This window comes from Mesorhizobium sp. M2E.F.Ca.ET.209.01.1.1, from assembly GCF_004010375.2.
Taxonomy (GTDB): Bacteria; Pseudomonadota; Alphaproteobacteria; order Rhizobiales; family Rhizobiaceae; genus Mesorhizobium.
This window is the reverse complement of sequence record NZ_SADP02000016.1, coordinates 1-20,518: the sequence shown is the minus strand read 5'-3', so window position 1 is coordinate 20,518 and position 20,518 is coordinate 1. Positions and strand designations below refer to the sequence as shown.

General features: G+C 64.8%; 21 protein-coding genes and 1 pseudogene. 8 read left to right on the top strand and 14 right to left on the bottom strand.

Going from position 1 to position 20,518, the window contains the following annotated elements:
* Positions 1-4: 4 nt before the first annotated feature.
* Genes hdaA through EN852_RS25555 form a run of 3 tightly spaced genes read right to left on the bottom strand, consistent with a single transcriptional unit; the run spans position 5 to position 2,487 of the window.
* Entirely contained in the window at positions 5-709 is a 705-nt protein-coding gene (gene hdaA / locus EN852_RS25565; RefSeq protein WP_127878005.1) for a DnaA regulatory inactivator HdaA, read from the bottom strand.
* A gap of 1 nt (position 710) precedes the next feature.
* Positions 711-1,856 carry an AI-2E family transporter gene (locus tag EN852_RS25560; protein ID WP_246694392.1) on the bottom strand — a complete coding sequence of 382 codons (1,146 nt, stop codon included), beginning with the start codon at positions 1,854-1,856 and terminating at the stop codon, positions 711-713.
* Between the two features lie 13 nt (positions 1,857-1,869).
* Positions 1,870-2,487 carry a CDP-alcohol phosphatidyltransferase family protein gene (locus EN852_RS25555; RefSeq protein WP_127878003.1) on the bottom strand — a complete coding sequence of 206 codons (618 nt, stop codon included), beginning with the start codon at positions 2,485-2,487 and terminating at the stop codon, positions 1,870-1,872.
* 199 nt (positions 2,488-2,686) lie between these two features.
* On the opposite strand from EN852_RS25555, the gene purM reads away from it, so the two are divergent.
* From purM to EN852_RS25535, 4 genes are read left to right on the top strand one after another with little or no spacing between them, the layout of a single operon-like run.
* Positions 2,687-3,766, top strand: a complete 1,080-nt coding sequence (gene purM / locus EN852_RS25550) for a phosphoribosylformylglycinamidine cyclo-ligase (RefSeq protein ID WP_127878001.1) — start codon at positions 2,687-2,689, stop codon at positions 3,764-3,766.
* Positions 3,763-4,470, top strand: a complete 708-nt coding sequence (gene purN, locus EN852_RS25545) for a phosphoribosylglycinamide formyltransferase (RefSeq protein ID WP_127877999.1) — start codon at positions 3,763-3,765, stop codon at positions 4,468-4,470. Before purM ends, purN begins: the two co-directional genes overlap by 4 nt.
* Positions 4,471-4,496: 26 nt before the next feature.
* On the top strand, positions 4,497-4,829 hold the full coding sequence (locus EN852_RS25540) for a hypothetical protein (RefSeq protein ID WP_127877997.1): 333 nt from the start codon (positions 4,497-4,499) through the stop codon (positions 4,827-4,829).
* Between the two features lie 3 nt (positions 4,830-4,832).
* A complete protein-coding gene (locus EN852_RS25535) occupies positions 4,833-5,348 on the top strand; it encodes a histidine phosphatase family protein (protein ID WP_127877995.1) in 516 nt (171 codons plus the stop codon).
* A 185-nt stretch (positions 5,349-5,533) separates the two neighbouring features.
* On the opposite strand, the gene EN852_RS25530 is transcribed toward EN852_RS25535, so the two are convergent.
* The 4 genes from EN852_RS25530 to EN852_RS25515 all read right to left on the bottom strand — a co-directional run bounded on the left by EN852_RS25530 (position 5,534) and on the right by EN852_RS25515 (position 6,830).
* Positions 5,534-5,776 carry a DUF680 domain-containing protein gene (locus EN852_RS25530; protein ID WP_127877993.1) on the bottom strand — a complete coding sequence of 81 codons (243 nt, stop codon included), beginning with the start codon at positions 5,774-5,776 and terminating at the stop codon, positions 5,534-5,536.
* 54 nt (positions 5,777-5,830) lie between these two features.
* On the bottom strand, positions 5,831-6,076 hold the full coding sequence (locus EN852_RS25525) for a DUF680 domain-containing protein (protein ID WP_127865004.1): 246 nt from the start codon (positions 6,074-6,076) through the stop codon (positions 5,831-5,833).
* A 252-nt stretch (positions 6,077-6,328) separates the two neighbouring features.
* A complete protein-coding gene (locus EN852_RS25520; protein ID WP_127877991.1) occupies positions 6,329-6,535 on the bottom strand; it encodes a DUF680 domain-containing protein in 207 nt (68 codons plus the stop codon).
* A 55-nt stretch (positions 6,536-6,590) separates the two neighbouring features.
* The gene (locus EN852_RS25515; RefSeq protein WP_127877989.1) at positions 6,591-6,830 is read right to left on the bottom strand and encodes a DUF680 domain-containing protein; all 240 of its coding nucleotides are present in this window, start codon (positions 6,828-6,830) and stop codon (positions 6,591-6,593) included.
* A gap of 484 nt (positions 6,831-7,314) precedes the next feature.
* Between EN852_RS25515 and EN852_RS25510 the strand changes: the two genes are divergently transcribed.
* Both EN852_RS25510 and EN852_RS25505 read left to right on the top strand, forming a co-directional pair.
* Positions 7,315-7,992, top strand: a complete 678-nt coding sequence (locus EN852_RS25510) for a response regulator (RefSeq protein ID WP_127877987.1) — start codon at positions 7,315-7,317, stop codon at positions 7,990-7,992.
* Positions 7,989-9,356, top strand: coding sequence for a sensor histidine kinase (locus EN852_RS25505; protein WP_127877985.1), 1,368 nt, complete (start codon positions 7,989-7,991; stop codon positions 9,354-9,356). The genes EN852_RS25510 and EN852_RS25505 overlap by 4 nt, the downstream gene beginning before the upstream one ends.
* A 107-nt stretch (positions 9,357-9,463) precedes the next feature.
* Here the strand turns inward: EN852_RS25505 and EN852_RS25500 are convergent, their stop codons facing one another.
* From EN852_RS25500 to dapB, 4 genes are all read right to left on the bottom strand, one after another.
* Positions 9,464-10,342, bottom strand: coding sequence for an ABC transporter permease (locus EN852_RS25500; RefSeq protein WP_127864999.1), 879 nt, complete (start codon positions 10,340-10,342; stop codon positions 9,464-9,466).
* 11 nt (positions 10,343-10,353) lie between these two features.
* Positions 10,354-11,163, bottom strand: a complete 810-nt coding sequence (locus EN852_RS25495; protein ID WP_127864998.1) for an ABC transporter ATP-binding protein — start codon at positions 11,161-11,163, stop codon at positions 10,354-10,356.
* Positions 11,164-11,269: 106 nt separating this feature from the next.
* Positions 11,270-12,229 (bottom strand): ABC transporter substrate-binding protein, encoded by a 960-nt coding sequence (locus EN852_RS25490; protein ID WP_127878177.1) that lies wholly within the window; start codon positions 12,227-12,229, stop codon positions 11,270-11,272.
* A gap of 202 nt (positions 12,230-12,431) precedes the next feature.
* Positions 12,432-13,199: a 4-hydroxy-tetrahydrodipicolinate reductase gene (gene dapB, locus EN852_RS25485; protein ID WP_127877983.1), complete on the bottom strand. Its 768-nt coding sequence runs from the start codon at positions 13,197-13,199 to the stop codon at positions 12,432-12,434.
* Between the two features lie 212 nt (positions 13,200-13,411).
* On the opposite strand from dapB, the gene EN852_RS25480 reads away from it, so the two are divergent.
* Complete coding sequence (locus EN852_RS25480) at positions 13,412-16,213, top strand: sel1 repeat family protein (protein ID WP_127877981.1); 2,802 nt, start codon at positions 13,412-13,414, stop codon at positions 16,211-16,213.
* Positions 16,214-16,237: 24 nt separating this feature from the next.
* Here the strand turns inward: EN852_RS25480 and EN852_RS25475 are convergent, their stop codons facing one another.
* Positions 16,238-17,722: a winged helix-turn-helix domain-containing protein gene (locus tag EN852_RS25475; RefSeq protein ID WP_127877979.1), complete on the bottom strand. Its 1,485-nt coding sequence runs from the start codon at positions 17,720-17,722 to the stop codon at positions 16,238-16,240.
* Positions 17,723-17,899: 177 nt separating this feature from the next.
* Here EN852_RS25475 and EN852_RS25470 point away from each other — a divergent pair, with 177 nt between their 5' ends.
* Positions 17,900-18,118 carry a hypothetical protein gene (locus tag EN852_RS25470; protein ID WP_127877977.1) on the top strand — a complete coding sequence of 73 codons (219 nt, stop codon included), beginning with the start codon at positions 17,900-17,902 and terminating at the stop codon, positions 18,116-18,118.
* A gap of 31 nt (positions 18,119-18,149) precedes the next feature.
* Here EN852_RS25470 and EN852_RS25465 read toward each other — a convergent pair whose 3' ends face one another.
* Positions 18,150-20,255: a molybdopterin oxidoreductase family protein gene (locus tag EN852_RS25465; RefSeq protein ID WP_127877975.1), complete on the bottom strand. Its 2,106-nt coding sequence runs from the start codon at positions 20,253-20,255 to the stop codon at positions 18,150-18,152.
* Between the two features lie 118 nt (positions 20,256-20,373).
* Positions 20,374-20,518 (bottom strand): annotated as a pseudogene (locus EN852_RS42495) (IS110 family transposase); the annotation flags it as partial.

The window sequence follows — 20,518 nt, the reverse complement described above, 5'->3', positions numbered from 1 at the left end:
GGCCCTAGATGTCGAACTCGCCCTGCCCCTCGTCCATGGCGCTGACCGTCTCGGCCGCGAGCGCGCGGGTGATCGGCGTCTTGCGCTCGAGCGCGGCGCGGTCGAGGCGCTCGACGACACGCATGGCGGTGCCGAGCGAACGCTCGATGCGGCGCACCAGATATTGCACCACATGCGGTTCGACCTCGACCTGGCGGTCGGCGAACAGCTTTGTGATGACGCCGGCGAGCAGCAGGTCGTCGGGCTCGTGGATCTCGATCGTCGCCGCCGCCTTCAGCCGCGAGACGAGGTCGGGCAGCGCGACGCGCCAGGCCGAGGGGAAACGCCGCGCCGTGAGCAGCAGCGTCGAGCCCGCGCCGCGCACTTCGTTGATCATGTGGAACAGGCCCTGCTCATCAATCGCCGCCTTGTCGATATCGTCGATGAGCACCGGCCTGACGCCCAGGCCGGCAATGTGCTCGTCAATCCGGCCTGGATCGATGGCGAGCGCATGCGCCCGCTCCTGCCATATCCGGGCGAGATGCGTCTTGCCCGAGCCGGGCGGCCCGGCCAGCACGACCACCGGCGACGGCCAGTCCGGCCAGCGGTCGATCAGCGATGCCGCTTGCGCATTGGTGCCCGAGACGACGAGCTCGTCGCGCGAATAGCCGGTGCCGTGGCCGAGATCGAGCGGTAGCTGGCGCGGCGTATCTGCTGACTGAGCAGCCATTTCAGCCCCGCGTCGAGCGGTGGCCGCCGCCGCGATCGGCCGGGAAGGGCGGCACGGGCTGGGCAGCGTGACCCTTGTAGAGCGGCGATTCGAGGTAGCGGGCGATGGCGAAGCGCACCAGGACGGCAATCGCCGCCGAAGCCGGCACGGCAATCAGAAGGCCGACGAAGCCGAACAGCGCGCCGAAGGCGAACAGCGCGAACATCAGCCACACCGGGTGCAGGCCGACGCTCTTGCCGACCAGCCGGGGCTGCAGGATATTGCCCTCGATGAGCTGGCCAATGAAGAACACGCAGGCCACCGCGACGATCATCTGCCAGTCCGGCCAGAACTGGACGAAGGCGACGCCGACGGCGAGCACCAGCCCGGTCAGCGAGCCGACATAAGGGATGAAGGAGATCAGTCCCGCGAAGAAGCCGATGAGGATGGCGAAGTTCAAGCCGGTGAGCGTGAGCCCGGTGGCATACATGGCGCCGAGCACAAGGCAGAGCGTGCCCTGGCCGCGCACGAAGCCGGCGGTGGCGGTGTTGATGTCGCGGGCAAGCGCGCGCACCGTCTCGACATGGTCGCGTGGCACCCAGCCGTCGACCTCGGCCACCATGCGGTCCCAGTCGAGCAGCATGTAGAAGGCGACGACCGGGGTGACGACGAACAGGCTCACCACCGAGACCAGCGCCACGCCGGAGCTCCAGATCGAGGTGAAGACGGTGGTGAGCAGGCTGAAGCCCGAGGTCAGGAGCGAGTTCAGCCCGTCGCGCAGGCCGGCAGCGTTGACGCCAAAACGTTGCTCCAGCCATTTCGGGTCGAAGCTGGTGATCAGCGACTGCAGTCGTGTGAGGTATTCCGGCAGCTTGCGGGCGAAATCGGCCATCTGGGTGGCCAGCACCGGCACCAGGATGACCAAGGCCAGCACCACGACGACGATGAAGGCGATCAGGATCACCACCGTCGCCATCAGGCGCGAGAGGCCGAGCCGCTGCAGCCAGTCGGCGACCGGATCGAGGAAATAGGCGAGCACCATGCCGGCGACGAAAGGCAGGAGGATGCCCGAGAAGACATAGAGGAACAGCGCCAGCAGGACGGCCGTTGCCAGCCAGAAGAAGACCTGGCGACGAAGCCCGCCGGAGCTGTCGTCAGCGGCGATCACCGCGCCATCGTAGTTAGGCGTCGGTGCCGGAGCCGCCCGATTTGCCGATGCCCGACTTGTTGTCGCCGTTCTGGGAGTTGCTCGTCCGGGAGCCTTCGCCATAGCCGCTCATATGCCTCAGCCAAGCCACGAGATAGGCCGCGGCCGAAGCCACGGTCAAGACCCCGGTCAGCAATATGAGCGCCGTCCGCAGCGAGCCCAAATGCGCGGCGAGGGCCAGCTCGCCCAGCACAAGCGCCGCCAGCACGATCTGCGCGGCGGTGTTGGCCTTCGAAACGAAGAGCGGCTTCACCTCGACCGGATTGCTCATCACGCTGGACAGGAGGACGGCGCAGACGATGAGCCCGTCACGCGAGACCATGGTGACCACCAGCCAGAGCGGCAATTCGCCGGCAAAGCCCATGACGACGAAGGCCGAGACCAGCAGAAGCTTGTCGGCGATCGGATCGAGATAGGCGCCGAGGCGGGACGACTGGTTCCAGCGGCGCGCGATGAAGCCGTCGACACCGTCGGAAATGCCTGCGACGAGGAACCCGGCGAAGGCCCAACCCCAAAGCGACTGCAGCATGGCCAGCACCACGGCGGGCACGAGCAGCAGCCGCATGATCGTGATCATGTTGGGAAGGGTCACGTGATGTCCCGTCGTGTCTTTTGTTGGAAAAAAGATGAGGGAGATGGAGGGTGGGCGCAAGTAGCGGGGCGGCGAAGCTGCCAATCACCTCATCCGCCGGCACTTTCCTCAGGAACAAACTCCCTCACCCGCGCGTCATCCTTGCTCCCCGAAACCATTCATGCGAAGAGCCCGCAATGGAAACAGGGACGAGCCGACGATGAGCAAGGGCGACAAGGCCAAGCGCAGGAACGGGCTCACCTATGCCGAGGCGGGCGTCGACATCGACGCCGGCAACCTGATGGTCGAGAAGATCAAGCCGCTGGTGCGCGCGACGCGCCGGCCGGGCGCGGATGGCGAGATCGGCGGGTTCGGCGGGCTGTTCGACCTGAAGGCGGCCGGCTTCACCGACCCGGTGCTGGTCGCGGCCAATGACGGCGTCGGCACAAAGCTCAAGATCGCCATCGATTCCGGCAAGCACGACACGATCGGCATCGACCTCGTCGCCATGTGCGTCAACGACATCGTCGTGCAGGGCGCCGAGCCGCTGTTCTTCCTCGACTATTTCGCCACCGGCAAGCTCGATCCGGACCAGGGCGCCTCGATCGTCGGCGGCATCGCCGAGGGCTGCGGGCAGGCCGGCTGCGCGCTGATCGGCGGCGAGACGGCAGAAATGCCCGGCATGTATCATGACAAGGATTACGACCTTGCCGGCTTTGCCGTGGGCGCGGCCGAGCGCGGCCAGTTGCTGCCGACCGACGACATCGTTGAGGGCGACGTGCTGCTTGGCCTTTCCTCGTCGGGCCTGCACTCCAACGGCTTTTCGCTGGTGCGCCGCATCGTTGCCGCGAGCGGCCTTGCCTGGAGCGATCCGGCACCGTTCAACGACGAGCTCAGCCTTGCCGAGGCGCTGCTCGAACCGACGCGCATCTATGTGAAGTCGATCTTGAAGGCGATCCGCAACACGCATGGCATCAAGGCGCTGGCCCACATCACCGGCGGCGGTTTCCCGGAAAACATTCCGCGCGTGCTGCCGAAGGATTTCTCGGCCGAGCTCGACCTGGAGGCGATCGACGTGCCGCCGGTGTTCTCGTGGCTGGCAAAGGCCGGCGGCGTTGCGCCGGAAGAAATGATGCGCACCTTCAATTGCGGCATCGGCATGATCCTCGCCGTCGCTTCCGGCCAGGCGGCGCAGGTGGCGGCGGTGCTGCAGGAAGCCGGCGAGACCGTGACGCCGATCGGCCGCATCGTGCCGCGCCGCGACGCCGGCGTCATCTATCGGGGCTCGATCGGCCTATGAGCAGGAAACGCACGGTCGTCCTGATCTCGGGGCGCGGCTCCAACATGACGGCACTGATCGCGGCCGCCGCCGATCCCAGCTATCCAGCGGAAATCGTCGGCGTCATCTCCGACCGTGTGAACGCCGCCGGTCTCGGCATCGCCCAGTCGCGCGGCATCGCCACCAAGGTCATCCAGCGCGCCGACCATCCGAGCAAGGATGCTTATGACGCCGCGATCGACGCCGCGCTCACCGGCTTCGGCGCCGAGATCGTGGCGCTCGCCGGCTATATGCGCATCCTCGGCCGTGGCCTCGTCGAGAAGTGGCAGGGGCGAATGGTCAACATCCACCCTGCCCTGCTGCCCGCCTTCAAGGGTCTGGACACGCATGCGCGCGCGATCCGCGCCGGCGTGCGCATCCATGGCTGCTCGGTGCATTTCGTCACGCCGGAGATGGATGACGGCCCGATTATCGCCCAGGCCGCCGTGCCGGTGATGATCGGCGACAACGAGGACACGCTAGCCGCGCGCGTGCTGAAGGCCGAGCATCGGCTCTATCCGCTGGCGCTCGGCCTCGTCGCCGAGGGCAAGGCGCGCATGGAAAAAGGCCACACCGTGCTTGCGCATTTCGCCGACGACGCCGACAACGCCAGCTCGGTGGTGATGGCGCCGGATCCGCTGCGCGAGGAAACCGACCTCGAACAGCTGGCGCGGATCACGCCGTAGTTTGAACCTGTCAGGATCTGTGGCCCTTGGAGATCTTCCAAAGCGCGGTCCGTACCAAAGGCGATTTCGCCGGCGTCTTCGAGTATGAAGAGACCGACGGCCCGCAGAGCGCTACAGCTTATTTTTACCTATGCGAGGCCAAGGGCGAAGCGGCCGGGCCGATCATCGGCATAATCCATATTCGTTCAGGAGCCTGGTCGATCACCGAGGCCGACATCGCCGTCAAATGGGATAGAGGCGAGCAACGCGTAGGCATCTTCGTCTTTGGTGCGCTGACTGCAGCCTTCGACGTCGAGACGGGCCCGAGATACGGTGGTAGGCATGGCAAGGATTTCAACGCCGAGATTCCCTGGTCCTGATCGATGCCCGTGAGACAACTGCTCATCCTGCGCCACGCCAAGTCGAGCTGGGACGATCCCAAGCTTGACGATTTCGACCGGCCGCTCGCCCCGCGCGGGTTGAAGACGGCGCCGCTGATCGGGCGCGAGCTTTCGCGGCGCGGCTGGGTGCCAGAGCTCGCGCTGGTCTCGCCGGCGCTGCGCACCCGCGATACCTGGCGGCTGGTCGCCCAGGAACTGCCGAAGCATGTGCAGGCGGAATTCGCGGAAGAGCTCTACGAGGCGGCGCCTGCCACCATCCTGGCGCGCGTGCGGCAGGTCAAGGCGACGAATCTGGTGGTGATCGGCCACAATCCCGGCCTGCAGCAGTTTGTGTTGCGGCTGGCCGGCGCCGGGTCGGATGAGAGCGTTTTCAAGAAGATCGAAGAGAAGTTTCCGACGGCGGCACTTGCGCGGTTCACAGCAAAGGGCGACTGGGCGAATCTGGATTTCGGCGGCGCGCGGCTGACGCATTTCGTCAGGCCGAAGGATTTGGGATAGACGCCGAAGCTGCCGATCTCCCGCCGCAAACAAAAGGCGGCGGAGCAAGCCCGCCGCCTTAGGGCAATTCCAGGAAAAGTGCGCAGCGGTTTTCCGTCCGGAATTGCGCAGAAACAAAGATTTAGAGCGGTTCGGCGATTCCGTTAAACGCTGAACCGCTCTAGCAAATCCTGAGACGTGAAACCTCAATTGCCCCAGATGCCCTGGCCCGGATCAGGCCAGGCCTGCGACGGCGCCGCTCCGGTGGTCATCGAGGTGTCGACATTGGCTGGCTTGGCGGACTCGTGCTTGCGTACCGAGGCGGTGAGCCCGCGATCGACGCCGGCGGTCGGCTGGTTGACGTTGTCCGCGCCATAATGGTCGCTGCCGGCGAAGGCAGAGCCCATGATGAGAAGCATAGCTGTAGTGGTGAGGGCGATCCTGGTCATTGCAAAAGTTCCTGTCGTTAAAGGGGTGGAGGTTTTTGGGGGATCGAAGCGGCGTCAGCGGCCCCACAGGCCGTCGTCGTTATGCCGGGCAATGATGTCGGTGACGGTCGGGCTGGTTGCGGCCGTTACCGAAGCCTGGTGATGCGCCGTGCCGCCCTCGCGGATCGAGCTGGTCATCATGTGATCGGCGCCGGCGGCTGGCTGGTTGGCGCCGTCGGCGCCGTAATGGTCGCTGCCGGCAGAGGCGCTGCCCATGGCAGCGGCGAGCATGGCAGCCGCGACGAATGCGGTCCTGGTCATCTCAATGTTCCTTGTCCTGTCGTTTCATCGGCGGCGCCTTGGGAGGATGGCCCCGCTGCCGACAAGACCCGGAACAGCCCGGATTTATTCCCAATCAATATTTCGGCTTCCGCGACCGCTTACCCCGATCGGGCTCTCGCAAAATTGCCTGATCGGGCGTACGGAAAAGCCCGGGCCGACGGATAGCCGCCTCACAAAACAGAGCGGCGGGACAAGCCCGCCGCTTTGAGGTCTATCGAGGATCGGAACCGATCAATGGCTGCCGAAGAGGTCGCGGTCCACGCCCTGGGTCAGGGGCTTCTGGACATTCGCATCAGACTTCTTGACCGAAGCGGTGAACGAGGCGTCGACCGAAGTGGCCGGCTGGTTGGCATTGGCCGAACCGTAATTGTCCGAGCCGGCGAAAGCGGCGCCGGTGGCAAGGAGAAGGGCGGCGGCGGTAAGAGCGATCTTGGTCATTTGAGTTGCTCCAGATTTCAGAATTGAGGTTGCGGTTGATTGGGATCCGAGCCGCTTAGCGGCCCCAGATGCCCTGGCCCGACTGCGGATGGTTCTGATCAGGCTTGATGTGGAGGTCGCGCTGTTCGAACTTGTCGAGCTTGCGGATCGAGCCGGTGATGCTGTTGTCGACCTTGCCTGCGGGAGCGGTCACGGCCGGCTGATTGACGTTGTCGGAACCGTAATGGTCGCTGCTGGCAAAAGCGCCGCTCGTAGCGACGAGGAGGGCAGCGGCGGTAAGAGCAATCTTGGTCATTCTAAGTACTCCGGATTTTCAAAGTCATGTCCGTCTGGTGGCGTGCCTTGATGGAAATTCGCGTCGCTCGGACCACCCCGAAATGGGTCTGCTCTGCTGCCGATTCCAATCACGAAAAGTTGTGAACTGAACCGTTCGGTTCGATCTTGAAATTATGTGAAAGGCCAAGCGGTCGAGCTCTTATCGTTTGATATCAACTGGTTACGGCGAGCGACTGTCGAGATGCCACCCTGGCCAGACCTACCAGCGTTCACGCTGGTTGCACGAACCATCAACATTAATTGAACCGAACGGTTCGGTTTCATCACTTGCATGACGGGGGCAAGTGACCCGGTTGGCGCCGTGACTGGACTCCCGGCCGCCGGGAAACCGCGTTTGCCTTGCGGGCGGATCGATACTATCGGTTCCCTCAGGGAACCAATTCGGACGCCGCCTGCCGCTCTCGGCGAAGCTCGGCGCCGTGGGGAGGAAACAGCGACAAACGATGCGGCTGCTGCTTGTCGAGGACAATCGCGAACTGGCCGATTGGCTGAGCAAGACGCTGCGCCAGGCGAGCTATGTCGTCGACGTCGTGCATGACGGCGAGGATGTCGAGCATGCCTTGGCCGCCGGCGACCACGCCTTGATCATCCTCGACCTCGCCCTCCCCCGCATGGGCGGCATGGAGGTGCTGAAAAGGCTGCGGTCGCGCGGCAACCCGGTGCCCGTGATCGTGCTCACCGCCAATGCCAGCCTCGACGGCCGGGTCAAGGGGCTCAACGAAGGCGCCGACGACTATCTGGCCAAACCTTTCCAGATCGAGGAACTGGAGGCGCGCATCCGCGTGCAGCTGCGCCGCGCCAACGACCGCACCGCGCCGGTCATTTCCTGCGGCGACCTCGTCTTCGACACCAACACACGCCTGTTCTCGCTTGCCGGCACGACGCTGTCGCTGACGCCGCGCGAGCATGCGGTGCTGGAACAGCTCGTCGTCAAGGCCGGACGTACGGTGAGCAAGGCGGCGCTCTCGGCGGCGATCTACGACTTCGACACCGACGCCGACCCCAGCGCCATCGAGATCTATGTGCATCGCCTGCGCAAGAAGCTCGAGGGATCGCGCGTCCAGATCGCCACCTTGCGTGGCCTCGGCTACCTCTTGCGCCAAGACGATCCGGCGCCATGAGAATCGGCAGTCTTCGGATCAGCAGCCTTCGGATCCAATTGCTGGCCTGGGTGGTGCTGCCGCTGGCCGGGCTCGCCGCAATCAATCTGTGGACCAGCCATGGCAATGCGCGCGCGACCGCCGATCTGGTCACCGACCGGATGCTCATGGCATCGGCACGCGCCATTGCCGAGCAGGTCGCTGTGAGAGACGGCGTGCTCGACGCAACCATTCCGCCGGCGGCGATCGAAATGTTCGATACCGGTGATCGCGACAGTGTCTACTACCATGTCGAAACCGCGGGCGGACGCCTGCTCACCGGCTATCCCGACCTGCCGAAGGCGACACGGCGCGGCAGTATCGAGACCGGTTTTCGCGATCATCGTCTGCGCCTAGCAACGCTCAGTCATACGGTCATCGGCGCCGGGTCGGATTCGCCGATCACGGTCACGGTCGGTGTGACGCTCGGCGGTCACGACGCGATGGTGAGGCGTCTGTGGTTGAGCGCCTTTGGCCAGCAACTGGCGCTGGTCGCGATCGCCGGCGTTTTCGTGCTGCTTGGCTTGCGCCGCGGGCTGGCGCCGCTGATCCGCCTTCGCGATGCGGTTCGCTCGCCAGGCCGCAGCGACCTCGACCCGATCGAGGTGACAGGCGCGCAGAGCGAGATCAGGCCGCTGATCGAGGCGCTCAATGCATATATGGCGCGCGTGCGTGCGCAGATGGCGGCGCAGCGCCGCTTCATCGCCAATGCCGCGCACCAGTTGCGCACGCCATTGGCGCTGCTGTCGACACAGGCGAGCTATGCGTTGCGCGAAAGCGCCGCGGATCGGCGGCAGGAAGCGCTTGTGGCGTTGCAGGCAAGTTCAGGCAAACTGGCGCGGTTGGCCGAGCAGTTGCTAACGCTCTCGCGCGCCGAGCCCGGCAGCCGGCGGCCACGTGCCGATCGCATCGACCTCACCGAGGCTGCCCGCCAGGTTCTGGAGGCACATGCGCCAAAGGCGATCGAACGCAACATCGACCTCGGCCTCGAGGAGACCGGCCCCGTGCCGGTCATCGGCGACGGGACGATGTTGCGGGAGATGATCGTCAATCTTGTCGACAACGCGTTGCGTTACACACCGGCCGGCGGCAGCGTCACCGTGAAGCTCGCCGCCAGTGGCGGCGAGGCGCTGCTGACCGTGTCGGATGCCGGGCCAGGCATTCCCGTGGAAGAGCGGGAGCACGTCTTCGAACGCTTCTACCGCATAGCCGGTTCGGCCGAGGAAGGCAGCGGGCTCGGGCTCGCCATCGTCCACGAGGTGGTCGAGAATGCCGGCGGCAGCGTCACACTCGGCGACGCCGCCGCAGGCGGGCTCAAGGTCGAGGTGCGGCTGCCAGGCAACTAGAGCAATTCCAGGAAAAGTGCGTAGCGGTTTTCCGTCCGGAATTGCGCAAAACAAAGGCTTAGAGTGGTTCGGCGATTCCTTGAAACGCTGAACCGCTCTAAGGCAGTTCACTGCGTCTCGTGCAGCGGCTGAGGACGCCACTTTGCCAGCCGGCTCTCGACCATCGTCATCAGGTACTCGGCGGCCAGGGCCACCACCATGACGATGACGATCGCTGCATACATGCCGGCCGCGTCGAACGAGCCCTTGGCGATGTTGATCAGGAGGCCGATGCCGTAGCGCGAGCCGACGAACTCGCCGACGATGGCGCCGATGATGGCGAAGCCGAAGCTGACATGCAGGCTGGCAAATATCCAGCTCATCGCCGATGGCACGATCACCGAGCGGGTCAGCTGCCAGTCGGAGGCGCCGAGGATACGGGCATTGGCGATCATGGCGCGATCGGCTTCGCGCACGCCTTGGAAGGCGTTGTGGAAGACGACGAAGAACACCATGACGAAGGCCAGCGCCACCTTGGAGGCAAGGCCGAGGCCGAGGATCATGATGAAGATCGGCGCCAGCACCACGCGCGGGATCGAGTTGATCACCTTGATGTAGATGGAGAAGATGTCGGCGGCCATACGGTTGCGGCCGAGCGCGACGCCGATGATGATGCCGGCGACCGAACCGGTGACGAAGCCCAGCACCGACTCTTCCATGGTGACATAGAGGTGGTACCACAGCGGGCCTTCCGACGTGCCCTCCGTGATCCACTCATAGAGCCGGCCGGCGATCGTGCTCGGCATGGCGTAGAAGAAGGGGTCGATCCAGGCCATGCGGCCGGCAATTTCCCACAGGGCGAGGAAGACGACCAGGATGCCCAGCCGCCAGAACGTGACGGTGTGGCGGCGATGCGCTGCTGCCTTGGCGGCGGCGGCCTCGATCTCGGCATCCGAGGTTCCGGGCCTGAAGGCGGCGGTCGGGATGTTGACGGTGGCGTCTGTCATGTCGGTTCTCCTCACGCCGCCGCGCGGGCGTAGCTGGTCTCGACCTCTTCCTTGAGATCGGCCCAGATGGTGCGGGAATAGTCGATGAAGCGCTGCTCGTAACGGATGTCGGCGACGACGCGCGGGCGCGGCAGATCGATCGTGTAGACGGATTTTACCGTCGCCGGCCCGGCGGTGAGCACATAGACCTTGTCGGCCAGCGCGATGGCTTCCTCAAGGTCATGAGTGACGAAGACGACGGAAGCCTTGGCGTCGGACCAGAGGCGCAACAGTTCCTCATGCATAAGCACACGCGTCTGCACGTCGAGCGCCGAGAACGGTTCGTCCATCAAGAGGATTTCAGGGCCGTTGATGAAGGTCTGGGCCAGCGCCACGCGCTTGCGCATGCCGCCGGAAAGCTGGTGCGGATAGTGCTGTTCGAAGCGGGCCAGGCCGACGCGCGCCAGCCAGTCGCGGGCGGAAGCCTGGGCCTGCGCCTTGGGCTTGCCGCGAAACAGCGGCCCGGCCATTACATTCTCGATCACCGTGCGCCAGGGAAACAGAGCATCGGTCTGGAACACGAAGCCGATGCGCGGATCGATGCCCTTGACCGGCGCGCCCATGACGCGGACCTCGCCGGCGCTCGGACTGGCGAGCCCGGTAACGAGGTTCAGCGTCGTCGACTTGCCGCAGCCGGTCGGGCCGACGACGGCGACGAACTCGCCGCGTTCGACCGTCATGGTGAAATCGCGGATCGCCGTCAGCGATTTGCCTGTGGGGGAAAGGAAGCGGCGGCTGACATTGATCAGCTCGATCGCGGGAGCGGTCTTTTCGACAGCCATGGTTGAACAGACTCCAATAGCGGGCGATCCCCGCGCAGGAGATCGGCGGACGTGGAAACAAGGCGGGCATGATGGCGCGAGGTCGGAACCTCGCGCCGGCCTGCGGCTACTTCACGTTCTTGACGAATTCCGTGGTGTAGGTTTTCGACAGGTCGATCTGCTTGCCCTGCAGTTCCTTCTTGAAGGCAGAGAGCACGGCCAGAACCGTCTCCGGTCCACCCTGCGGCATCACGCCATCGGCGGTGAACATCGCCTTGCCGGCATCGAGCGCCTTCACATAGCCTTCCTTGTCGCCGACATAGTAGTCCTTCGGCATCTTTTCGGCGATCTCGGCGCCGCTATGCGTGTTGATGAACTTCAGCGTCTTGACGAACGCGTTGGCGAGCTTCTGAACGGTTTCCTTATGGGCGTCGACCCATTCGGTCTGCATGTAGAGCGAGGCGGCCGGATAGGTGCCTCCGAGTGCCGCCTTCGTGCCTTCCACGGTGCGCATGTCGACGAGCACCTTGGCCTCGCCAGTCTTGAGCAACCGGGAGATCGTCGGCTCGGTGGTCATGCCCGCCTGGATCTTGTCCTGCTGCATGGCGGCGATGAAGGTGTTGCCGGCGCCGACCGGAACCGAGGTGAATTCGCCGAGCTTCAGTCCGTTCTTGACCGCAAGATATTCGGTCAGGAAGTTGGTCGAGGAGCCAAGGCCGGTGACGCCGAGGCTCATGCCCTTGAAATCGGCGGGCGACTTGATCTCGGGATGCTTGGAAGAGACCAGCTCGACCTCGCCAGGCGCCTGGCTGAACTGGACGACGGATTCGACGAACTTGCCCTTGGCCTGCAGGTCGATGCTGTGGTCGTAGAAGCCGACCACGCCCTGCACGGCGCCGGCCAGCATCTCGTTCTCTGCGTCGACGCCGGCCGGCTCATTGAGCAGTTCGACGTCGAGGCCCTCGTCCTTGAAATAGCCGAGCGCCTCGGCGAGCTTGGCGGGCAGGTAGATCTGCTTTTCGTAGCCGCCCACCATGATCGAGATCTTGTCTGCGGCCGTCGCCGTCGTCGCGCCCGCGGCAAGCATGGCAAGCGTCAGCGTCGCCGAACGAAGGGCGTGTTTAGAGATAAAACCGGTCACGTAACTTCCTCCACCTGGGCGGCGCGCCATCCGGGCTGCGCCGCATCTCCTCCTTGCCGACCCCTCCCGGGCCAGTCACGGCGAACGCCGCGAATACCGTCATGGCATGGCCAAGCTTTCAGCTGGCTTTCAGCCTTTTTAGCGACCGTCAAAGGCCCAGCACGTGACGCATGTCGTATTCACCCGGCGGCCGGCTGGCGACCCAGAGTGCCGCCGCGATGGCGCCGCGCGCGAACATCGAGCGGTCGCCGGCCGTATGCGTGAGCGTGAGCCTCTCGCCTTCGGCAAGGAAGCTCACGCTGTGCTCGCCGACAACGCTGCCGCCGCGCAGCACCGCGAAGCCGATCTCGCTGGCAGGGCGCGGACCGATCAGACCATCGCGGGCGCGCTTCGCAACCTCGTCCAGCTCAATGCCGCGTCCGCGCGCGGCCGCCTCGCCCAGCATCAGCGCCGTGCCCGACGGCGCGTCGACCTTGAAGCGATGATGCGCTTCGAGGATTTCGATGTCGCAGTCATCGGACCCAAGCGCCTTCGCCGCCTGCTCGACCAGTCCGGTCAGCATGTTGAGCCCAAGCGAATAGCTGCCGGAGCGCACGATGGCGATTGTCTTTGCCGCCTCGCCGATTGCGGCCAACTCCGATACGGTGAAACCCGTTGAGCCGATCACCAGCGCCGGACCGCCGCGTGCCGCGCAGGCTTTGGCCAGTTCGGCGGACGCCGCGGGCGTGGTGAAGTCGATCACCACGTCGGCAAGCGAAAGCGCTTCGTCGCGCTCGAGGAGCCCCTCGCCCACGCTGCCCGGCCGATGGAAGCGCGCGACGAGCTGCAGCCGCGGATCGGCGGCGGCGGTCTCGGCCATCTGCCGGCCCATGCGGCCGAGCGCACCGGCGATGGCGATTTTAAGCGGTTGCGGCATGGCGATTCCCGTCGAAAGCCCGAGTCGGAACAATCCTCTAGCACGCCGCCTTGGCAAATTGATTCAGGCGCCTGGGGACGCCACGATATCGGGGCGAGACGAGGGCGGACTATTAGCGAATGTGAAGCGCCACACTCATCATCGTTGACGTGATGTGCTAATTTGGCGTGAGCGTCCGGCTGCACCCGGACCCACGTCCGAGGGGGGCGCCCATGCCGCGGCCAGTGCACGTCCTGGTTCCTTTCTGCCTCGCTGTCCTTTCCTTCATTCCTTTGGCGCCGCTTGCCGGCGGAGCCCTCGCTGCACAGGCTTCTTCCGACAAACCCGACGATGCGGCCAAAAAGGCGGCTGAGGATGCGGCGAAGAAGGCGGCGCTCGCCGAGGCGATCAGCGTCTGCGACAAGGGTGCCTCGGTGCCGCTCGATCCCGAAGCCAAGGCGCCGCCTGTCCAGTATGGCCAGCTCTTCCCGCAAGACTTTGATCTGAGCAAGCTCAAAACCCTGTCCGACAAATGCCAGGCGGCGATGCTCGGCGCGCCGCAGGAAAAGCGGCTGACGCTTGAATGGCTGCGGGTCCAGGTCGCGCTCAACCAGGCGGGGTTGGCCTTTCTCGTCCCACAGATCAAGCTCATCGCCGACGGCGGCAGTCTCGAGGCCAACTATCTGCTCTACGAGGTCTATTCGGTGCATCGCCACGACAGCGCCGACGGCGGTCCGCCGCCGGTCACACGGGCGATGGCGCTCGATGCCTTGCAGAAGGCCGGCGCTGCCGGTCATCTCACGGCGCTCGAGACGCTGCTGCGTCAGTATATCGACGGGCCGCTGCTGCGCCGCGACGCGCGCAAGGTGGTCGAGACCGCGCAACGCGTCATCGATGCGCCGGCCCAGGGCCAGTCGCCCGGCGAATGGGACAGCCAGTTCCGCGCCGCCATGCCACTGCTGATTGCGCGGACGGTGCTGGAGAATGACGGCTTTGCCGCCGAGGAGCAGCACAAGGCCTTTCAGGCCGTGGATGCGGATACCAAGGCCGGCAGTGCCGGGCCTGAAGCGTCGGTGCTCGCCTATATCAAGGCGCTGCGGCTCGGCCGAGGCACACAGCAGGACGCGGCGAAGGCCAGGCAATTGCTGGAAGCGCGCGTCGCCAACGATCAGTATGCCATACCGATACTGGCCGACATGCTGGCCAAGGGCGAAGGCGGCCCGGCGGACGGCAAGCGCGCGATCGCGATGCTGCGCGGCGCCACCAAGGACGTCGCCGGCGCCGGGCCGCTGCTCGCCGGCCTGCTGCTCGACGGCAAATTCGTCGGCCGCCAGCCGCGCGAGGCGATCCGGCTGCTCAACGCCCCGTGGGATCTCGACGCCAGCATCAGGCTGGCGAAGCTGCTTCCCGACTATGACGGCTTTCAAATCGACAATCCGGACCAGCTGGTCGAGCGCCTGAGCGACGCCGCCGAGGCCGGCGAACCAGGTGCTGCGCTGGCGCTGGCGCGGCTGCAGCTGTCGGACGATCAGCAGTTCAAGAACGAGGATTCGGCGCGTGCCATGCTGAAGCCGCTGGCGGACGGCGGTGATCGCGAGGCGCTGTGGCTCTACGCCTCGACGCAATATGCCAATCTCGATTCGACCAGCTATCACCCGTCGCGCCGCGACGACGGGCTGAGCGACGATCAATTGAAAGCGCTGATCGACGAGGGCGAAGCCAGGAAGGAGCAGCAGGCCTATCTGCTGCACGCAAAGCTTCTGCGCAAGGGCGTGGTCTATCCGCAGGACGATCAGAAGGCGACGGCGATGCTGATCAACGCCGCCAATCTCGGCAGCGTCGAGGCGATGGTGCTGCTCGGCGATGCCTATGACGACGGTCTCGGCATCGACAAGAACCCGCGCGAGCGCCTGCATGCCTGGCGCGAGGCGGCGCGTCTCGGCTCGCTCAAGGCAAGGAGCAAGCTCGCCAACGCCTTCACCTTCGACAGCTTCGATCATCTGATGACGCTGCGCGAAGGCATCACCGACCGCATCGCCCTTTACAATGACGGCATCGGCAGGATGGGCGCCGGCGTGTTCGGCGCCAACGACGCCGACATGGAACTGAGCGGCCTCTTTTCCGGCCCGGCCTCCAGCGCCGGAACGGCGGCGATCGCAGCCGCGGTGATGGATGCTTTCCGAGAGGCGCCGGCCGGCCTCGACGACAACAATCTGGTCGGCATCGGCAAGGCGCTGCCCGACGATATCCGCGTCGCCATCGAGACGACGCTGAAGAGCGAGGGTTTCTACACCGGCGAGCCGAAGGGCTATTTCGGTCCGGACGCGCGCAAGGGGCTGGCCGCCTGGGTCGACGCGAAGGGACCGCTTGGCGATGCTCCCAGCCCGCAAGCCGCAGCCGGTACACAGCAGGCCGCGCCCGCTCCGGGCGGCCTCGACTCGGACCTCGTCAACCGCATCCGCGACAAGGTGTTCGCCCAGGCGCAGGCCGCCAAGACAGACAAGCAGAAGCTTGCCGCCATCAAGCAGCTCGGCATTCTCGCCCGCTACGGCGACCTGCCCTCGCGCTGGGTGCTGGTGCGCAACTACCATCAGGCGCGCGCTATCCGATCGGTGGTGACGCCCGAGGAGATCACTCGCTACGCGCTGGATATACTGGTGTCGAAGCCGGAGGGCATCGAGAAGCCGGAATTCGAGTTCATCTTCGACCTGACGCAGATCGCGCAGGATCGGAAATCGAAGGCGGTCGGCGGCGCCACCATCCAGGCGATCCGCGACGATCCGCGCCTGCAGGACCCGCTGACGCTCGGCGCCGTCATGAGCCAGTTCGCCTTCGCGCCGGACGCCTGCGACTCCGTGCTCGCCGCGGCCAGGAAAGCCGGCATCGACGGCGTGGGCTCGGACGGATGCGACGAGGACACGCGCACGGCCTTCATCGCCTTCGCCAAGGACAAGGGCGCGTCCGGTGTCGATGCGGCGGCGCGCAAGGCAGCCGCGGAAGAGATCAAGGCGCTGGACGCGCAGGCGGCGAAGTAGCCAGGGCTATGAGCCGCGACGGACCTATTGCGCCTTGTCGACACGATCGAGGATCGCGCGGTAGCGGCCGCATACGGCGGCGTCCTGATAGAAGTCCACTTCGGTATCGATGATCTGATCAAGGCTCATTCCGCGATAATGCGCCTTGACCTTCGCCAGGACATCTTGCGCTTGGCTGATTTCGCCGAGCTCGGAATGGCAGATGATAAGACGAATGAGCGACCATGGTGTCACAGTCGCCATTTTCGCGTAGCAGTCAGCCGCCTCGCGATATCGCCCTGCCGTCGTCAGCAGGACGCCCCGGAAATCATCATACCATCCCACGGCGTATGGGTCGCGGCGCTGGGCTTCGGCTATTTCACCAAGCCCCTGCTCCGGCCTGTCCGTGTGATTGAGGAAAATAGCGCGGATACTGAGAATGAACGGATCGTTCGGATTGAGCGCAACCGCCCGGTCAAGGCTGACTTCCGCTTGCCTGAATTGGCGCAGGTACAAGTGAGCGAAGCCGGTGGCGAGATGCCCATAGGCTCCGTCGGGATCGAGGCCCAATGCTGTTCTTGCGATCTCCAGTCCGGAATGCAAATGACCGGGATTGTTGTAGTCCCAATAATACTTGATGGACTCCACAAAACTCAGCATGGCGTGGGCGGCGGCAAACTTGGGATCAAGTTGTACCGCCTGGCGCAGAAAGGGTTCGGATTCGAGCACTGTGTCATAGACGGCTGCCAGTTGCAGCGCCCGCAGGTAAAACTCATAGGCCGACATGTTGTTGGTCGGTCGGGCCCTGGCGCGCGACGCGATCGCGGTTCTGGCCTGTCGCGCCAGACGCGCCGCGATCATCCGGGTGATTTCGTCCTGGATGGCGAAAATGTCGTCGAGTTCCCGGTCGTAGTGTTCGCCCCAGATATGAGCCATCGACAATGCATCGGTCAGTTGCACGGTGACCCGCACCCGGTTGCCGATCTTGCGCACGCTGCCTTCGACGACATATTGGACGCCAAGCTTGCTTGCCACCTCCGCCGGGTCATGCGCCTTGCCGCGAAACTGGAACGAGGAGTTCCGCGCGATGACCAGAAACTCCTTGTACTTCCCGAGCTCGGCGATGATGTCTTCGGTGATCCCGTCGCTGAAATAGTCTTGCTCCGGGTCCCCGCTCATATTGTCGAAGGGAAGTATGGCAATGGACGGTCTGGGCGGCGTACCATCCGCCGTAACCGCGAAGGGCCTGGGGCCTGCATATTTATAGCCGCGACCATGCACAGTTGCGATCATCTCGGCAGGCAGCAGCTTTCGCAGCGCCGAAACGTGGACCTGCAGCGTGTTCTCCTCCACCACCACGCCGGCCCAGATCGCATCTAGAAGTTCAGCCTTGCCGACCACCTCGTCGGGCCTGTCGAGCAACACCGCGAGGATGTCGAAGGAACGCGCCGAAAGTTCCACCGGCCCTTGCGGCCCGAGCAGCTGCCGTTCGGCTCGCCTCAAACGATAGTTCCCAAACTGCAGGTCCATCGGCCAAGAACTCATCCCTCGCAGGCAAGATAATCCAAGATCACCCTGAAGGCGAACTTCAGGGTCGTTCGGGAGTCTTCGCTTCAAGCAATTTCAGACCCGTTCAGGACTCTTCAGGTTCAAGCCAAGGACCTGGGTGGGAAGCGGTGCCATTTGTCGCCGTCACAGGAGGACATCATGGCTGACATCCTCGCCACAGCCCCGACTACCGGCCGACGCCTCAAACTGCCGCGGCTAGTCTTTCCGAGGCTTGCAATCGGCGTATCGCTCAACGCCATAGCCGGTTTGGTGGGCGATGCGCTCAAGATGGCCTATGTGGACCCCTACGCCAGTCTTGGTCGCCAACCGCAAGTCGCCCCAGACGATGACCTCGAAGGCCGAGATCCCGGTTGGTGAGCCATTAGGCCATTGGCAGACCGTGAGGTAGTCACAGCGCCGTGAGCCACACCTTGTTGTCATGGACGGCGGCGCCGCCATAGGGTGCGGGCGCGTCGGCGCCGGTCAGCACGTTGATGCCCTCGCCGCGCTCATGCGCGCTGTTCGGCCAGATGCCTTCGGCAATCACCACGCCGCGCTTCACGCCGTCGAAGAACCTTGCGTGCAGCACCAAATCGCCGCGCCGGTTGCCGACCTCGACGCGGCCGCCATTCTCGATGCCGAGCGCTTCGGCATCTTCGCGGTGGATGAGCAGTTCCGGCCTGCCTTCCTTGGCCTTCGACACCGGCGTCTCGGCAAAGCTGGAATTGAGGAAGTTGCGCGCCGGTGAGGTCGCCAGCCGGAACGGATGCTCCTCGTCCGCCACCTCGATCAGCTCGACATGGTCGGGAAATTCGGGCAGCCGCTCGATCGGACCGAACAAGCCCATGCTTTTCGGCGGCCGGTTGGGCGCCGACTGTCCAGTCCAGTTGGGGCGGAAGTGGAACTTCTTGTCGGCATGGCCGAAGCCCTTGATGAAATGCGCGTCGTCGAAGTCGGGCTGCAGGTCGACCCATTTCTGCTCCCTCAGACTGTCGAAGCTGCCGAGCCCGCGCTTGCCGAGGATGATGTCGATGTGCTCGCGCTCGGTCAGGCCGAAGCCAGGACAGTCGCCGACGCCAAGCCGCTTGCCGAGTTCTTCATTCACGTAATGGTTGGTGCGCGGCCCCTCCGGCGGCTCGATCAGCTTGGGGCCGAGCGTGATGTGCTGGTTGCCGCCGCCCTTGTAGATGTCGTCATGCTCCAAAAACATCGTCGCCGGCAGCACGACGTCGGCGAGCTTAGCCGTGTCGGTCATGAACTGCTCATGCACGCAGGTGAACAGGTCCTCGCGCAGAAAACCCTTTCTCACCAGCCGCTGCTCCGGCGCGACATTGGCCGGATTGGTGTTCTGGATCAGCATCGCCGTCACCGGCGGACCGCCGTAGAGCGCATCCGCCGCCCCGGTCAGCACGGGGCCGATGCGCGAATGGTCGAGGTAGCGCACCTTCGGGTCGCGCATCGCGGTGCCTTCGAGCACATCCTGGTTCAGCTTGAAGATGCCCGAATTGGAATGGAAGGCGCCGCCGCCCTCATACTGCCAGGCGCCGGTGACGGCGGCGATCGAGGACGCGGCATGCATGTTGATCGAGCCGTTGCGCTGGCGCGCGAAGCCATAGCCGAGACGGAAATAAGTCTTCTTCGTCGTGCCGACGATCCGCGCGAAAGCTTCGATCTCGGCGACGGAGAGCCCGGTGATGGCGGCGGCCCATTCGGGCGTGCGGCTGCGCAGATGCTCTTCGAGCCCGCGCGGATCGTCGGTGTATTTTTCCAGATAGGCGCGGTCGGCGAGCCCATCGCGGAACAGCGCATGCATGACCGCGCAGGCGAGCGCGCCGTCGGTGCCGGGCTTCAGCACCAGGCCGAGATCGGCCTGCTTCATCGTCGCGTTGTCGTAGATATCGATGACGACGATCTTCGCGCCGCGCTCTTTCCTCGCCCTCGTTGCATGGGTCATGACGTTGACCTGCGTCACCACGGCATTGGTGCCCCAGATCACCACGCAATCGGCCTTGGCCATCTCGCGCGGGTCGGGACCGCGCAAGGCGCCCGCCCCCATCATCCAGCCGGTCCAGGCGAGATTGGTGCAGATCGAGCTGAAGAAGCCCGAGTATTTTTTCGCGTGGCGCAGCCGCTCGATGCCGTCGCGCTGCACCAGTCCCATCGTACCGGCGTAGAAATAGGGCCAGACCGTCTCGGAACCGTATTTCTCCTCGGCCGCGATGAATTTTCCCGCCACGAGATCGAGCGCCGCTTCCCAGCTCGCTTCCTTCCACGCGCCCTCGCCCTTGGCGCCCGCGCGCACCAGCGGCTTCAGCAGCCGGTCGGGATGATGCACGCGGTCGGCATAGCGCGCGACCTTGGCGCAAACGACGCCCGCCGTATAGCTGTTCGCCTTGGCGCCATGCACGCGGCCGATGCGGTTGCCGTCGAGCAGCTCGACTTCGAGGGCGCAGGTGGAAGGGCAATCGTGAGGACAGGCCGAATGGCCGACCCGGAGCTTGGCGTGCTGGTTCATGCGGGGTGTGTAGCGGGTTTTAGGAGGGAGGTGTAGGGCCAGAGGCTCCTTCCCTTCTCCCTTTGTGGAGAAGGTGGATCGGCGCGATAGTGCCGAGACGGATGAGCAACTGTGTTTGTCAGAGCCTGTTTGGATCCCAAGGTTCGTTGTTTCGGATCATTGCACTGAGGATGGTCAGGATCTTTCGCGCGACGGCGACGAGCGCGACCTTGGGCTCTTTGCCCTTGGCAATGAGACGCTGATGGAAGGCCTTGAGGACAGGA